This is a genomic window from Rhizobium changzhiense, from assembly GCF_013087625.1.
Lineage (GTDB): Bacteria > Pseudomonadota > Alphaproteobacteria > Rhizobiales > Rhizobiaceae > Rhizobium > Rhizobium sophorae.
Genome location: NZ_JABFCQ010000001.1, coordinates 450,351 through 464,322, shown reverse-complemented (window position 1 = coordinate 464,322; position 13,972 = coordinate 450,351). Strand labels below are relative to the sequence as shown.

At 62.3% G+C, this 13,972-nt stretch carries 15 protein-coding genes; 4 read left to right on the top strand and 11 right to left on the bottom strand.

The window, feature by feature from the left end:
- Nucleotides 1–60: 60 nt before the first annotated feature.
- On the top strand, nucleotides 61–228 hold the full coding sequence (locus G9X68_RS02310) for a hypothetical protein (RefSeq protein ID WP_167334090.1): 168 nt from the start codon (nucleotides 61–63) through the stop codon (nucleotides 226–228).
- Between the two features lie 13 nt (nucleotides 229–241).
- Here G9X68_RS02310 and G9X68_RS02305 read toward each other — a convergent pair whose 3' ends face one another.
- From G9X68_RS02305 to G9X68_RS02295, 3 genes are all read right to left on the bottom strand, one after another.
- Complete coding sequence (locus G9X68_RS02305; RefSeq protein WP_171601116.1) at nucleotides 242–790, bottom strand: DUF1254 domain-containing protein; 549 nt, start codon at nucleotides 788–790, stop codon at nucleotides 242–244.
- Entirely contained in the window at nucleotides 783–1,370 is a 588-nt protein-coding gene (locus G9X68_RS02300; RefSeq protein ID WP_171601115.1) for a DUF1214 domain-containing protein, read from the bottom strand. The genes G9X68_RS02305 and G9X68_RS02300 overlap by 8 nt, the downstream gene beginning before the upstream one ends.
- Nucleotides 1,371–1,552: 182 nt before the next feature.
- Nucleotides 1,553–3,751 carry a PBP1A family penicillin-binding protein gene (locus G9X68_RS02295; RefSeq protein WP_171601114.1) on the bottom strand — a complete coding sequence of 733 codons (2,199 nt, stop codon included), beginning with the start codon at nucleotides 3,749–3,751 and terminating at the stop codon, nucleotides 1,553–1,555.
- A 203-nt stretch (nucleotides 3,752–3,954) separates the two neighbouring features.
- Here G9X68_RS02295 and G9X68_RS02290 point away from each other — a divergent pair, with 203 nt between their 5' ends.
- On the top strand, nucleotides 3,955–4,431 hold the full coding sequence (locus G9X68_RS02290) for a YcgN family cysteine cluster protein (protein ID WP_171601113.1): 477 nt from the start codon (nucleotides 3,955–3,957) through the stop codon (nucleotides 4,429–4,431).
- A gap of 87 nt (nucleotides 4,432–4,518) precedes the next feature.
- Here G9X68_RS02290 and G9X68_RS02285 read toward each other — a convergent pair whose 3' ends face one another.
- Complete coding sequence (locus G9X68_RS02285) at nucleotides 4,519–6,480, bottom strand: elongation factor G (protein ID WP_171601112.1); 1,962 nt, start codon at nucleotides 6,478–6,480, stop codon at nucleotides 4,519–4,521.
- A gap of 129 nt (nucleotides 6,481–6,609) precedes the next feature.
- Complete coding sequence (locus tag G9X68_RS02280; protein ID WP_171601111.1) at nucleotides 6,610–7,170, bottom strand: TetR family transcriptional regulator; 561 nt, start codon at nucleotides 7,168–7,170, stop codon at nucleotides 6,610–6,612.
- Between the two features lie 104 nt (nucleotides 7,171–7,274).
- Here G9X68_RS02280 and G9X68_RS02275 point away from each other — a divergent pair, with 104 nt between their 5' ends.
- Nucleotides 7,275–8,189: an SDR family oxidoreductase gene (locus G9X68_RS02275; RefSeq protein WP_171601110.1), complete on the top strand. Its 915-nt coding sequence runs from the start codon at nucleotides 7,275–7,277 to the stop codon at nucleotides 8,187–8,189.
- Between the two features lie 87 nt (nucleotides 8,190–8,276).
- Here the strand turns inward: G9X68_RS02275 and G9X68_RS02270 are convergent, their stop codons facing one another.
- From G9X68_RS02270 to G9X68_RS02250, 5 genes are all read right to left on the bottom strand, one after another.
- Complete coding sequence (locus tag G9X68_RS02270) at nucleotides 8,277–9,329, bottom strand: fatty acid desaturase (RefSeq protein ID WP_171602131.1); 1,053 nt, start codon at nucleotides 9,327–9,329, stop codon at nucleotides 8,277–8,279.
- Nucleotides 9,330–9,625: 296 nt separating this feature from the next.
- Entirely contained in the window at nucleotides 9,626–9,769 is a 144-nt protein-coding gene (locus G9X68_RS02265) for a hypothetical protein (RefSeq protein WP_003557866.1), read from the bottom strand.
- A gap of 413 nt (nucleotides 9,770–10,182) precedes the next feature.
- The gene (locus G9X68_RS32260) at nucleotides 10,183–10,518 is read right to left on the bottom strand and encodes a hypothetical protein (protein ID WP_171377247.1); all 336 of its coding nucleotides are present in this window, start codon (nucleotides 10,516–10,518) and stop codon (nucleotides 10,183–10,185) included.
- A 94-nt stretch (nucleotides 10,519–10,612) separates the two neighbouring features.
- On the bottom strand, nucleotides 10,613–10,990 hold the full coding sequence (locus G9X68_RS02255) for a hypothetical protein (protein WP_171601109.1): 378 nt from the start codon (nucleotides 10,988–10,990) through the stop codon (nucleotides 10,613–10,615).
- 96 nt (nucleotides 10,991–11,086) lie between these two features.
- On the bottom strand, nucleotides 11,087–12,487 hold the full coding sequence (locus G9X68_RS02250; protein ID WP_171601108.1) for an MFS transporter: 1,401 nt from the start codon (nucleotides 12,485–12,487) through the stop codon (nucleotides 11,087–11,089).
- Nucleotides 12,488–12,611: 124 nt separating this feature from the next.
- Here G9X68_RS02250 and G9X68_RS02245 point away from each other — a divergent pair, with 124 nt between their 5' ends.
- On the top strand, nucleotides 12,612–13,574 hold the full coding sequence (locus G9X68_RS02245) for a LysR family transcriptional regulator (protein ID WP_171601107.1): 963 nt from the start codon (nucleotides 12,612–12,614) through the stop codon (nucleotides 13,572–13,574).
- 4 nt (nucleotides 13,575–13,578) lie between these two features.
- On the opposite strand, the gene G9X68_RS02240 is transcribed toward G9X68_RS02245, so the two are convergent.
- Nucleotides 13,579–13,959 (bottom strand): VOC family protein, encoded by a 381-nt coding sequence (locus tag G9X68_RS02240; RefSeq protein WP_171601106.1) that lies wholly within the window; start codon nucleotides 13,957–13,959, stop codon nucleotides 13,579–13,581.
- Nucleotides 13,960–13,972 lie beyond the last annotated feature (13 nt).

Genomic DNA, 13,972 nt, shown 5'->3' with positions numbered 1-13,972 from the left:
GGCGGGCAGGGTGAAATCCATTGCAACTTCATCCGTCTCGGGCAGTGCATGGAGACGAGAATGGCAATAGTAGTCGCATTGGCGGATCGGCGACCGCGGGCGCCGCGTCGCCCGGACAAAGAGCCTCGCGAAGCCAAGATTCTTTGGTTCACCGGCGTCCGCTACGAGCGGTTGACCGAGAGCCCGAAACATCGTCCGGCGCCTGCGCCGCGCGTCAACAAGAAGTAACCGCTCCTCAACCTCAGCGAGCGGCGAATTGCTCGCAGCCGGCTTCCGTCAGGAAGTTCCGCGCGGCCTCATCGAAGCTCGCCTGCGGCGCCAGCGTCCGCAGCACGGCATAGCCGTCCGGCCGTGCCATTTCCACCAGGATCGCCTGCTCCAGCTCCTGCGGCAAGTTCTTGCGCAGGTCAGTCAGCTGGATGGGACTGCCGGCCAGCACATCGAGCGCGCCACCGACCGATGTCCTGTCGTTCATGCTGAAGACCTCGTTGGAGGCGCTGTCGTAGATCGCGATCGACCAGAAGGGCACATTGCCCTTGGCGGTGAAATGCACCGGCGCATCCTCGACATCGAAGGAGCAGACGGCGGTGCGCAGGAAGGGGTCGCCATTGGCAAGGCCAGCCTCGTCATACTGGTCGCCGAGCAGGTAGAAATTGTTGAGGTCGCCCTCCGCCTCCACGCGGGTCGCTGCATCCCTGCCGGTGAAATGCGGCAGCGACAGGATGATGACGAGATGCAGCAGCGCTGCGCCGAAAAGCCCGGTGAGAACGGCGAAGAATATCCTAAGCATTGCCGCATCCGGTCTTGGTGAGCTTCGGCATGGCGAGATCGATCACGCCGGAACTGCCGGCGGTCGGTGTGTCGAACAGCGTCAGCACCAGCCGAAAAGTGCCAGCCTCCGGCAAGGCCAGCCAGTTGCCCGGTTGTGCGACGGCGGAGATCTCCACCGAGAAACTGCTGTCTTGCTGGCGCAGAACCGTCCAGGAATTGAGCGCCGAGGGATGTCCGGTCTTCACCGCTGCCGGATTGCCGCCATTGTCGGCGGTAAAAAGGGTCCACAGCCGGGCAGGCGGCGTCTGCCCGCTGATGCGGTAGCGGCAGCCGGCATTCAGCCGCGCGCCGTCGTCGTCGACGCTCGCCGTGAAGGTCAGGCCCTCGGCGCTGCCATAGAGCAGCTTGCCGGCGCGCGCCCGGTGCGACTTGGCATAAGGGTCGGCCTCGACCGTCTGCAACGCTGGAAAGGCCTCCCAGGCGCCGAGCTTGATCGCTCCAAAACCCTGTGTCGCGTCCAGCGCATAAAGCGAAATCATGATCCCGCCGCCAAAGGCGACGATCAGCGTGATCGCGATAAAAAGGGGGAATCGAAACACGTCATGACCTTGGAAACCATATCGGATGAAAGGGTTACCACTGATTCTGGCAGGGTGGAATGCCGCGCCGTGACATGAGCGCTGATTGATCCACGGTCGTGCCGCGTGCAGCAATGGCATCATGCCGATGTATCGACGTGGACTGACGGTGATTTCGGGATCGGGGCGCCAGATGCTGCCGGCTATTCCACGCTCGCGACCTTCGCCGGCGCGAGCGGGGTGGCATCCTTCAGCTTTTCGCCGAGCTTCTTGAGGATGCCAGTCGATTGAACCGACAGCATGCGCGGCCGGATGAGCTGTGGCAATCCGTCCTGCGGCTTGGCGGCGGCGGTTTTGGCGAGATCCTTTTCCGAGGGCAGGGGGTTTTCGACGCCGGGGATGGCGCGCAGCGTGACACCCTGATGGGCGTAGTCCATGGCGCGTTTGAAGGTCATCGCCGGCAGCGAACCGCCGGTCATCTCGTTGGTCGAGGTGTAGTCGTCATTGCCGAACCAGACGGCGCAGGTGTAATTGCCGGTGAAGCCGACGAACCAGGCGTCGCGATAGGCCTGGGTCGTGCCGGTCTTGCCGGCCGTCAGGATGCCGTTGTCGAGGGCCGCCTTGCGCGCAGTGCCGACATAGGGAACGCGCGACAACATCTGGTTCATATAGGCATCGGCCTGTTCGGAGAGCACACGCTTCGGTGCCGGCTCGTCGCGGTCGAAATCGTAGAGCACGTCGCCGTCGTAATCGAGGATCTGGGTGATGCCGTGGCGGCGCGACTGGTAGCCGCCGGCCGGGAAGGTGGCATAGGCGGTCGCCTGGTCGAGGACAGTCACCTCGGAAGTGCCGATCGGGATGGTGACGTCGTCGCGGATCGGCGTTTCGACGCCGAGGTTTTTCGCCATCGCCCGGATCGGCTGAATACCGAGTTTTTCCTTGGCGAGCCGCACCGGTACGGTGTTGATCGACTGGGCGATCGCGGTCTCAAGCGTGATGCGGCCGGCATAGCGATTGGCATAATTGTGCGGGCTCCAATTGCCCCAGTAGATCGGCGCATCGACGATCGTCGTCTGCGGCGTCATCCCGCTCTCCATCGCCACCGCATAGGTGTAGACCTTGAAGGAGGAGCCCGGCTGACGCAGCGCCCTGGTGGCGCGGTTGAACTGGCTCTCGCCGTAGTCCCGGCCGCCGACCATAGCGCGCACGGCGCCGCCGTTTTCGATCATCACCATCGCGCCCTGCTTGGCGTGATAGGCCTCGCCATATTCGCGCAGCGACGTCTCGACCGAATCCTCCGCCGCCTGCTGGATGCCCATGTCGATCGTCGTGCGCACGATCAGCGAATGCTGGTGGAAGCGCGCCGAAAGCCGCTGTACCTCGTCGAAAGCCCAGTCGAGGAAGAAATCGGGTGATTCCACCTCGTTGCGGTCGACGACGGTGGCCGGATTGCGCCTGGCAGCGATCACCTGGCCCTCGGTCATTAACCCGCTCTGCACCAGATTGGTCAGCACTTCATTGGCGCGGGCACGCGCCGCCGGCAGGTTGACGTGTGGCGCATATTTCGCCGGCGCCTTGAACAGGCCGGCAAGCATGGCGGATTCGGCGAGATTCACATCGGTGATGTTCTTGCCGAAATAGAATTGCGCCGCTGCGGCTGCGCCAAAGGTGCCGCCGCCCATATAGGCGCGGTCGAGATAGGTGGAGAGGATTTCCTTCTTGGAAAGGTTCGCCTCGAGCCAAAGCGCCAGGAACGCCTCGGTGACCTTGCGGTCGATCGAGCGTTCGTTCGACAGGAACAGGTTCTTGGCGAGCTGCTGCGTCAGCGTCGAGCCGCCTTGGACGACTTCGCCGGCGCGTGCATTCTCGCTCATGGCGCGGAAGAGGCCGATGAAATCGATGCCGAAATGGTCGAAGAAGCGCCGGTCCTCGGTGGCGATCACCGATTTGATCAGCGAATCCGGCAGCTCGTCGATTGGCACGGAATTCTGGTGAATGACGCCGCGATGGCCGATGACGTTGCCGTAGCGGTCGGTGAAGGTGACGGCGAAATCGCCGCGATTGCGCCAATCTTCCTTGGTCGCCTCAAAGGCGGGCTGGGCAAGCAATAGCATCAGCACCGAGCCGGCGGCTCCGAGCGTCAGTCCTTCGCCGGCAACTTCGAAGACCATGCGCTTCCAGCCGCGCACGCGGAAGCGGCGGAAGAAAATGGTAATGTCTTCCCAAATTTCGGCGGCGCGGAAGCCGGCGTTCCAGACGGTCGAATCGATCCAGGAATCGATGCGCAACAGAATGTGACGGCTCTTCGCCGGCCGCTTTTCCGCCGCCTCGTTCGCCGCTCTTCCAGGCCTTTTTTCTGGCCCGTTTTCTGGCCCATTTCCTGGGTTGTCCGGATCCTGCACGTCCTGTATTCCCGCCTGATCGCGCTTCGGTCATATCCGACGAAAGCGCGAGGCCCGCATATGGCCGCAAAGCTCTCCGATACCAGAGAGAATTCTCCGAGTATCAGGAGTATACTGAAGGATTGATTGATTTTGCGGCTGATAACAAGAGAGATGCATCAGGGTCACGCGAATTTGCGGGTCGCTGTTGCAAGAAACGAACGATGAACGATCTGCCCTTCTGGAAGAGCAAGACGCTTGCCGAAATGACCGTCGCCGAGTGGGAAAGCCTTTGCGACGGCTGCGGCCTCTGTTGTCTCAACAAGATCGAGGAATGGGATAGCGGCGATATCTATTTCACCTCGGTCAGCTGCAAGCTGCTCGACGGCGAAAGCTGCCGCTGCTCCAGCTATGAGAACCGCTGGGATTTCGTGCCGGACTGCGTGCAGCTGACCAAGGAGAACGTGCCCGACATCGCCTGGCTGCCGCCCACCTGCGGCTACCGGCTGGTCAATGAAGGCCGCGACCTCTACTGGTGGCACCCGCTTGTCTCCGGCGATCCCGAGACGGTCCATGCCGCCGGCATTTCCGCCCGCGGCCGCACCATCAATGAAAATGAGATCGATATTGACGATCTCGAGGATTATGTCGTCGACTGGCCGCTGACCGTTGGCGCGAAAAAGGATGAAGAGGAAGCCTAACATTACAGTTGCCCACCTTGCACGACGGCGAATTGAACCTTCATCCGTCATCGCATGGTCGCTTTGGCGACGTGCGCATCAAGCCCTTCAGTGTGCGGCGCCTGGTCCCTCGTGTGCCCTCACGATGGCGTCCGCTTCCTTGCCGTATAGCTCCTCGAAGTGATCGAAGGTCTTGGAAAAGTAACCAATGCCCTGCGTCGCCGAGCGCAGCGCCCGCGCCAGATCGTCAAGTGCGCCGCCCGGAATGAGTGCCCGGAAGATGTCCCAGCCCTTAGCGGTTTCATCCCGGTCGAAGCCGAGAACCTGACCCTTGAGAGCGGAGACGATCTGGACGAGGCTGCCCGAATAGATCGACGGAATGTGAATTTCGCTGCGGAAGACCGGTTGCATTAAAACGGCCGACCCTTCGGAAAGCGCCTGTCGCACTCCCATTTTCGACGCAGTCCGGAAGGCGTGTTCCGAACTGTCGACGGCATGGTGCTGACCATCGTACAGCGTTACGCCGACATCGATGACCTGGAAGCCTAGCGGCCCTTTCTCCATCGCTTCGCGCGCGCCTGCTTCGACAGCAGGGATGTAGTTGCGCGGAACGACGCCACCCTTGACGGTTTCGCTAAAGGTGAAGCCCCGGCCGCGCTCATTGGGGCGAATGCTCAGCTTCACATCCGCGAACTGTCCGGCACCGCCGGTCTGTTTGCGGTGACGGTAATGAACCTCAGATGGTTTCGCAATTGTCTCGCGGTAGATCGGGCTGGGCGTTCGATCGGTTACGGCGATGTGAAACACGTCGGACAGGGTTCGGCAGAGATCGCGCAGATGCACCGGCCCCTGGGCGCAGACGAGCTGGGCGCCGGTGCTTTCCTCCTGCAAGACCGTTAGGCCGCGATCCGTCGCGGAAAGTTTTGCCAGCGTTTCGGAGAGCTTGTTTTCATCGCGCTCGCTGCCCGGGACTAGGATCCTTTCAAGCATCGGCGTGGGTGGCTCCGTCCATCCAGGCGGGGCGACCACCGCGTCTGATGTCAACAGCGAAGGGACGGGCAAGTGGTCGGACTTGACCGTCGCAAACACATCCCCCGACACAGGCACAACCGCCGAATTGGACCGCCCGTTTGCGAGATGCTGTACGGCGCCGAGGCTGGAGCCGCCCAATGATGCGCCCTGCCGCAGTCCCTCGCCAAGCGCGCGCACCAGCACTGTCTTACCGACATTCTGGCGATGATAGGCATGGAAGCTCACGGCGGTCAGCTTGTTTTCATCGACATTGCCCGCACGAGCCAGGCGCTGTCGAAGAACCGTGACCGGCGGCGCCTCGTGGCGCAGCGCCTTCATCAGCCTCATCATGCCGTTGCCGTGACTTGCGGCACCGATCAGGACTGGAATAATCCTGTTTTCCCTGAGAACCCGCGATGAAATGGCATAGAGCGCGTCGCTGGGCGGCTCGCGATCTTCGATCAGTTCCTCGAGAAGCCAGTCATCGAATTCGGACAGGTGTTCCAGGAGCTCGCTGCGCGCTTCGTGCTCGCGCTCGGCGGCGCTTTCGGGGATTGCGATCAGCGCCGAAGTCTGGCCTTCCCGGTAGCGCCACGCCCGTTCGGAAATCAGATCGCAACTGCCTATGATCCTGTCCCCCTCGCGGATCGGGATCTGGCGAAGCAAAAGCGTGTGGTTGGCGTAGTCTTGAAGCGCGGCGATCACGTCCCTCAGCCGCCCTCTGGGTTCGTCCATCCGGTTGACGAAGAGGATGCACGGCGTCTCCGAGGCCTCGATTACGCGCAGATAGGGCGCGGCGAGCACAGCCTCCTCGGGTGCCGATGAAACGCACAGGATGCAGGCGTCGCTGGCAAGAAGCGCGTGCTGTGCATGCGCCAACGCTTCATTGGGTCCTGGCGCATCCAGCGCACACCACGCCTCGTTTCCAAAGGTGAATTCTGTGAGGTTCAATCCATAAGGGGAGCTGGATTTTCTCGCCGCCCCTTCCAGGGAGCCGAGCTTTTCCACGACTGTTGATTTTCCGGTCTGCGAAGGTCCAAGCACGGTAAAGCAGCGCATCGGCATTCCTCCAACTGCCATAAACACAACTTTCAGCCATCATAGGATGCCCTGAACCGCTGCAAGGCGCCAGAGGTGTTCAGTTTCACAATGCTTTGACCTGGACTTGCATTTGAGGCTGAGCGGGGATCAGGGCTTCACTGCTGTCAGGAAGCGCTTCAATTCCGTCTCCACATAGGCAGCCACCGGGCCGTCTGCGCCAAATCCCCACCAGGTGAGCGAACCCTGCCATTGCGCCAGCATCAGCCGGGCGATCGTCTCCGGATCGCTCGCCGAGCTGAAGCAGCGTGCGATCGATTTCGTCAGCGCCGTTCCCCAGGCTGCACCCCGGGCCCGCAGCACCGGATCGCGGAAATCCTCGCGCAGCACCAGCAGTCCCTCGCCATAGGCGCCGGCATTGTCGCCGTAATCCTGCGACAGGCCGACGAGCAGCGCGACGGCGCCTTCCGGGGTTTTCGCCACGCTCCCGGTAAGCCGCGCCGTTTCCGCATCCAGCCGGTCCCAGGCGTGAAGCAGCGCAGCGCGCAGCATCGCCGCTTTCGTCGCGAAACGCTGCACCAGCGTCGAACCGGAAAGACCGCTGGCTTTCGCCACCGCCGCAAAGGTCGCCGCATCCGGCCCCTCGGCGTGGATCAGCGCCAGCACCATGGCGAGAAGCTGTTCATCGGACAGTGTGCGGCGACGCGGCATGAAATTCCTCTTGCATTCGTTTCGAATGTAAACGATCATTCGTTTATATACAAGGCGCCCCGGATGAACTAGGCGCACTCCGTTCTAGCGTGGAGGATCGAGAAGTGACAGCAAACTTGCGGGAGAAAGTAGCTTTGGTGGCAGGTGCAACGCGCGGCGCCGGCCGGGGCATAGCGGTGGAACTCGGCGCCGCCGGCGCCACCGTCTATGTCACCGGGCGCACGACGCGCGCCCAGCAATCCGAATATATCAGGCCGGAGACGATCGAGGAGACAGCCGAGCTGGTGACGTCAGCCGGTGGCAAGGGTATCGCCGTGCAGGTGGACCATCTGGTCCAGCAACAGGTCGAGGCACTGATCGCCCGCATCCGCGGCGAAGCCGGCCGGCTCGATATTCTCGTCAACGACATCTGGGGCGGCGAGAAGCTGTTCGAATGGGACAAATCAGTCTGGGAGCATTCGCTGGACAAGGGCCTGCGCATGCTGCGGCTCGGCATCGAGACGCATTTGATCACCGCCCATTACGCCCTGCCGCTAATGATCGAGCGGCAGGGCGGGCTGCTGGTCGAGGTGACCGACGGCACGGCCGACTATAACGCCACCCATTACCGGCTGTCGCCCTTCTACGACCTCGTCAAGACAAGCGTCACCCGCATGGCCTGGGCGCATGCGCAGGATCTGGCAAAACACGGCGCCACCGCCATTGCCATCACGCCCGGCTGGCTGCGCTCGGAAATGATGCTGGATGCCTATGGTGTCAGTGAGGGGAACTGGCGCGAGGCGACGAAGGTACAGCCGCATTTCGCCATTTCCGAAACCCCACGCTTCGTCGGCCGGGCCGTTGCGGCCATCGCCGCCGATCCCGACCGCGCCCGGTGGAACGGCCAGTCGCTGTCGAGCGGCGGAGTGGCCAAGACCTATGGCTTCGACGATATTGACGGTTCGCGGCCGGATTGCTGGCGCTACATGCTGGAAGTGCAGGAGCCCGGCAAACCGGCGGATGTGACAGGCTATCGCTAGAACGGGCATCGCGCTCGGAGCAATCCAGGAGCAGGAAGGGTAGAGCGGCTCTGCGCTTCCGTGAAAGCTAAACCGCTCTAACGCCCGTTATCGTGCTGTGGCAAGCCGCGCCGCCTCGCGAAACGAGACCAATCGCTTCGTCCGTTCGTCCCACAGCACCAGCTTGACGCAACGCAGGCTTTCCATGAGCGTGATGCGACCCAGATCGGCAAGCTCAGGATGATCTCGCAGCACCTCCGGCAGCCGGTAGTAAGGCACCCGGCTCGACAGATGATGCACGTGGTGGATGCCGATATTGCCGGTTATCCACCGCAGCACTGGCGGCAGGTCGTAATGCGAGGCGCCGTGTAGGGCCGCATGCTGGAACTGCCAGTCCGGCTCCTTCGACCAATGTGTTTCCTCGAATTGATGCTGCACGTAGAACAACCAGACGCCGGCAGCACCTGCCAGAAGCACGGTCGGCAGATGCACCAGTAAAAAGGGGACGATCCCGACCGCCCAGATCAGCAGCGCGGTGACCACCGCGATGGCAAGATTGGTCGCCATGGTTGAGATCCAGGGCAGGGCGCCGGAGCGCATCATGCCGAAAGGCAGGCGCTGCTTGAAGAGGAACAGCCATGCCGGTCCGATCCCGAACATTACGATCGGATGTCGATAGAGCCGGTAGCCGAGCCGGCCCCAGCGCGACAGCGCGTTATATTCGGCGATCGTCAGCGTTTCGATATCGCCAACGCCGCGTTCGTCCAGGTTCCCGGCCGAGGCGTGGTGTTCCGCATGCGCCCGGCGCCAGTAGTCGTATGGCGTCAGCGTCAGGATGCCGATCGTGCGTCCAACCCAGTCGTCGACGCGGCGACGGGCAAAAAACGAGCCGTGGCCGCAATCATGCTGGATCATGAACAGCCGGAGCAGGAAAGCAGCGGCGGGAAGGATGAGGATCAGGCCGGGCCAGAAACTGTAATGAACCGCTGCCCAGGCGGCAGCCCAGAACAGCGCGAAAGGGACGACGGTGACGGCAAGCTCGAAGGCGCTGCGTCCGGCCCGCGGCTGGCGATATCCGGCAAGGATCTTCAACCAGCGCTTTTCAGCGAAAAGCTCGGCATTCTCCCGGGATCGCTCCGGGTTTTCGTCAGCCTCGCCCAAAGGGGCCACTTGGATTTCCTCGCACTCGCTGCGGCGCGCAGATTCGATCACAGAGTGAGGCCGTGAAAGGCGGCGATCGCCGAAAAGCCGAGTGCAATCACTACGGCCGAGCGAATGAGGAAGAGCGGATAGTCGAAGTTGTACATTGTATGAAGAGTGGTCATGGTTGCAGCGATTCCTGTTTTTCTAAAGACATGTCAATGGGCGTAATGTCACGCCGGCGCGTCCGTGAGGACGCACTATCACTTGCGCTGTTACGCGCAGCGAGGGCGAGAGCGGCGGCTCGTTAAGAGGTTCTATTTCTTTGGAGCACTGCCCTGCGGGGCGGTTTTGGTCGCCGTCTTCATCTGGTTGGCGAATGTGCTTTCTACCTTCGCTTCCTGCTTGTCCTTTTTCGGCTTCCGGACCTCGCGATTGCTTCTTACTTGTCCTTTTGCCATCGATAAAATCTCCCTTTAGATCGAAATTGAAAGCCGCAGCCTGCGTGGTATTCGCCCCGCTTGTCGGTCGCGATCGGAGATCGCGGGATCGTCATGAGGGGCAACCCGACAACACCGGGCCGCAGGGATGGAATGAAAATGATGCCTGCTGAAACCGCATCGCAGTCTGGAGGCGGATGACCGGAGAGGTCATCGAAAGCCAAACCCGACGTTGAGACGGGACGTCACCATGCTTTCGCGATCGGGAAAATGGCGGGGCCGGAAACCCGGTCACCGCAAATGCCGCATCGGCCAAATCAGCGAGCCCTCCTTATAGAGTAAAATTGAGGTGCCATTAAGGCCGCCGCCGCAGGAAAGCCATATTTCCACAGGGGATACGTGCCGCGCAACGAGGGATGAATTTTGCGACGCGCCTAGTCATTCACGGGAAACAGGCGGATCAGCTTCGTTCTTTCCATCTCCGCCAGGCCTGATGCCGACATGATGCCGCGGGCCAGACAGAGTTCTATGTCCCGTCCGATATCGCGTGGCACAAGCATACCGCCGGCCTTGAGCAGGCGGTCTGTCATCGACAGAAGCAGGTCCACCTTCGCCTGGCAGCCATCGATTTCCAGGAGCGCCACCCGGCGCTCCCTGTCGATGTCTGCAAGATTTCTAGCCTGTTCGCGTTGTTGGTAAGCCCCGAATTGCACCCATCCGAAATAACCGGCCGCTGCGACGCAGATACAAAGCAAAAGGGTTTTTCGCACAATACTCCTTAGGAGCCGGCGGCTCACTTGCCGCTAGAACATGAGTGAGAGCATGATGTCGTCCGAAAACCGCTCACACTTTTCGGCATTTGCTCTAGCCGGCGGCGCGTCTTTCGCGGGGCAATCCCTGTATCGCATATCGGTTAAAGACGGGGGTTACCGGTTTCGGCGGCGTCTTCGGCTTGCCGAAATGGTGTTCGAGCGCTTGTGAGAGCATAGCAGGCGAGGTAACGCCCTCTTCGAACAGCCTGATCAACAGTATGGCCGCGACGTTGAAGACACGTTCGTTGCCGATCAGGATTTTGGCGTCGTAGCCGGCGTCGTTGAGCACGCCCTGCAGCATGTCGAGATCGGCCGAAGTCAGATGCGGCTTTTCGAAAGTGGAAGACATCGGTCCTCCTTTCATCGGGGCAAGGGTATAAAAACCCTCAGTCGGCAGCGCCCTTACACTGGCTGCCGAAGTTGCGACCATGCGCCTTTCACCCAGGCAAAGCAACGGGATTCTTGCAGCAGATAGCGCTCCGGTTCATGAGCAGCCCGCACCGGTCAGGGTGCGGGCCGATGAGGGTTATTCCGCCGCCTGATAGGTGGGGCTCCGGGCGGCCGATGTTCGCGGCCCGGCGGCTGCAAGCAGGGTGATCGCCACCGCAAGCAGCGCCACGAACGCGATCCCGGCGACATAGGGGTTCCAGCCGAAATGCGGTGCGGCGCCGAAGACTGCCGAGGCGGCCGCAAGCACGATGCCGCCGCCGATCTGGAAGGAGGCAAAGAGCAGTCCGGAGGCGAGCCCCGACTTGTCGTCCTCCACGTCGGAGAGGGCTGCGACCTGGACCGAGGGGTAGGTCATGGCGTAACCGAGGCCGAGCGGGATCTGCGAGAACAGCACGAGCAGGATCGGGTCGACATGACCGAGTGCTGTCACCCAGAAGATATAGCTGAACGCTTGCAGGCCGACACCCGCCGCCATCAGCCCGGTGGCGCCGCGATTTTGCGCGAGCGTCGCAAAACGTGGCGCCAGGAACATCACGAACACGCCGCCAAGCGCAAAGCAGAAGCCGGTTGTGAAGGCCGACCAGCCGATGACGTTCTGATAATAGAGCGTCGCCAGGAACTGGAAGCCGACATAGGCGCCCTGGAAGAGCGCGGCGATCGCATTGGCATGCCGGAGCTTGGCCCGGCGGAACATGCCGAGCGGTACCATCGGATCGGCATGCCGCGCTTCGACCAAGAGGAAGAGCAGGATCAGCACCAGCGACGCGACAAGCGAACCCCAGGTCGCAAAAGCCTGCCAGCCGGCGGCCGCAGCATTGGTGATGCCGAAGACGAAGAGCAGCAGCCCGGGTGTGATCGTCAGCGCGCCGGCCCAGTCGAAGCTCGGCCGCGGTCCCGTCCTTTTGGGATCGGCCGGCAGCGCCAGTGGCGCAAGAAGGAGCGTCAGGATGGCGACGGGCGCGCCCATGACAAGCGTCGCCCGCCAGCTGAAGATCGTCGCGGCGCCGCCGAGCACCATGCCGAGCACGAAGCCGGTGGCGCCGGTCGAGGCGAAGACGCCGAGCGCCTTTGCCCGGGCGGTTCCCTCGCCGAAGACGGAGAGCAGCAGCGCAAGGGCCGCAGGGGCGGTAAAGGCGGCGGCGATGCCTTTGACCAATCGGGCGGCGATCAGTGTCGGTCCGCTGTCGACAAAGCCGCCGGCGATGCTGGCGGCAGCAAAGATCGCCAGCGACCAGAGGAAGACGCGGCGGTGGCCGAAGACGTCGGCGACCCGTCCGCCGAGCAGCAGGAAGCCGCCATAGCCGAGTACATAGGCGCTGACGGCCCATTGAAGCGATGTCGCCTCCATGCCGAGTTCGGCCTGGATGGCAGGCAAGGCAACGCCGATGGTGGAGACGTCCATGGCGTCGAGAAAGTTGGCGGTGCAGAGCAGCAGCAATGCCAGTCCCGCCCCACCTCGCGATTTGGAAAGTGTCATCGAAATCGTTCCTTATTTGCTGCCGCCTCATCGGGGGGAGGTTGCCGGGCGGCAGGGAACGAGAAAATGTACAGCTTCCATTCCTATTGCAAATTGATAGTAGCCATGCCAGGTATTACTCACGATGATGAATGATGCCACTCTTCGCAAGATCGACCTCAATCTCCTGCTGGCCTTTTCGGTGCTGATGCAGGAGCGCAATGTCAGCCGCGCCGCCGAGCGGCTGCTGCTCGGCCAGCCGGGCCTGTCGGCCGCTTTGCGACGCCTGCGCGAGGCGCTGGACGACGAATTATTCGTGCGTGTCGGCCGCGGCCTGCAGCCGACGCCGCGCGCCCTTTCCATCGCTCCGGCAATCGAGGATGCGCTGTCGGGCATCGAGCGCGCCATCCGCCCGCAGGCCGAATTCGATCCGGCCAGCTGGCAGGGCGAGTTCCGCATCGGCATGTGCGACAATCTCGAATCGGCTTTCTTCGGCCCGCTCGTCGCCCGTCTTCTCCAGCTTTCACCCGGTGCCCGGCTGATCGGCATCGCTTCCGAAAAGCGCGATGCCGCGCGCCGGCTGGATGAGGGCGTCTTCGACTTCAGCGTCTCCGTGCATGACGAGCCGGCCTCCTGGCACATCCGCGCGCCACTGTTCGATCAGGCCTCGATCTGCATTTACGACGACGCCCAGCTCCGGTTGAAGGCGCCGTTGAGCCTCAGGGATTTCGCCAATGTCGCCCATGTCACCGTCTCGTTCGAAGGCAATGCCGCGACCAGCATCGACATCGCGCTGAGCCGCACCGGTCACGTCAGGCAGGTGGTGGCGACCGTGCCGCGCTTTTCTGCCTTGCCGACGGCGCTTCGGGCCATGCCCGCCATCGCCACCGTGCCGGAATCGATCGGCCGCTGCATGGCGCAATTGCATGGGTTGACGATCTGCCAGCCGCCGCTTCCTCTGCCCGCCGATCCCGTGACGATGCTCTATCGCCGCGTCGACCAGGCCGACGGCCGGGCGCGCTGGTTCCGCCGCCTGTTTCTGGACGTCGCCAGCCAGGCGCTCGAAGCCTCCGGCTGCCGCGTATCGATATCGAGAGTTGCCGCCTGATCTTTTAGATCTCGCCTTTGTGAAAATACGCTTCGAGGCGATAGCCGTCCGGGTCGATGATGAAGGCGGCATAATAGAAGCGCCCGTAATCCGGCCGGATACCCGGTTCGCCGTTGTCCGTGCCGCCGGATGCAATGGCCGCCGCGTGAAAGGCATCGACCGCGGCCTCGTTCGGCGCGACGAAGCAGAAATGCAGCCCCGATCGTATGTCGGCAACAACAGGCTGTTCAACCTGCATCACCCAGAGCCCGACCGTTTCCGGGCCGTAGCCGATCATGGTGTCGGAATTGGACAGACGCTCATATCCGAGCGGTGCCAGTGCCGCATCGTAGAAATGGCGGGCTCTTTCCAGGTCTTTTACGCCGATGGAAATATGATCGAACATGGACTGCGAACTC

What these genes read in the sequence shown, in the direction of transcription:
- G9X68_RS02280 (WP_171601111.1), bottom strand. Translation starts at nt 7,170, where the DNA reads ATGCCGCGTCGCCGCACACTGTCCGATGAACAGCTTCTCGCCATGGTG.
- G9X68_RS02305 (WP_171601116.1), bottom strand. Translation starts at nt 790, where the DNA reads ATGCTTAGGATATTCTTCGCCGTTCTCACCGGGCTTTTCGGCGCAGCG.
- G9X68_RS02250 (WP_171601108.1), bottom strand. Translation starts at nt 12,487, where the DNA reads ATGACACTTTCCAAATCGCGAGGTGGGGCGGGACTGGCATTGCTGCTG.
- G9X68_RS02240 (WP_171601106.1), bottom strand. Translation starts at nt 13,959, where the DNA reads ATGTTCGATCATATTTCCATCGGCGTAAAAGACCTGGAAAGAGCCCGC.
- G9X68_RS02290 (WP_171601113.1), top strand. Translation starts at nt 3,955, where the DNA reads ATGAACGATCTGCCCTTCTGGAAGAGCAAGACGCTTGCCGAAATGACC.
- G9X68_RS02265 (WP_003557866.1), bottom strand. Translation starts at nt 9,769, where the DNA reads ATGGCAAAAGGACAAGTAAGAAGCAATCGCGAGGTCCGGAAGCCGAAA.
- G9X68_RS02245 (WP_171601107.1), top strand. Translation starts at nt 12,612, where the DNA reads ATGATGAATGATGCCACTCTTCGCAAGATCGACCTCAATCTCCTGCTG.
- G9X68_RS02255 (WP_171601109.1), bottom strand. Translation starts at nt 10,990, where the DNA reads ATGGTCGCAACTTCGGCAGCCAGTGTAAGGGCGCTGCCGACTGAGGGT.
- G9X68_RS02310 (WP_167334090.1), top strand. Translation starts at nt 61, where the DNA reads ATGGCAATAGTAGTCGCATTGGCGGATCGGCGACCGCGGGCGCCGCGT.
- G9X68_RS02285 (WP_171601112.1), bottom strand. Translation starts at nt 6,480, where the DNA reads ATGCGCTGCTTTACCGTGCTTGGACCTTCGCAGACCGGAAAATCAACA.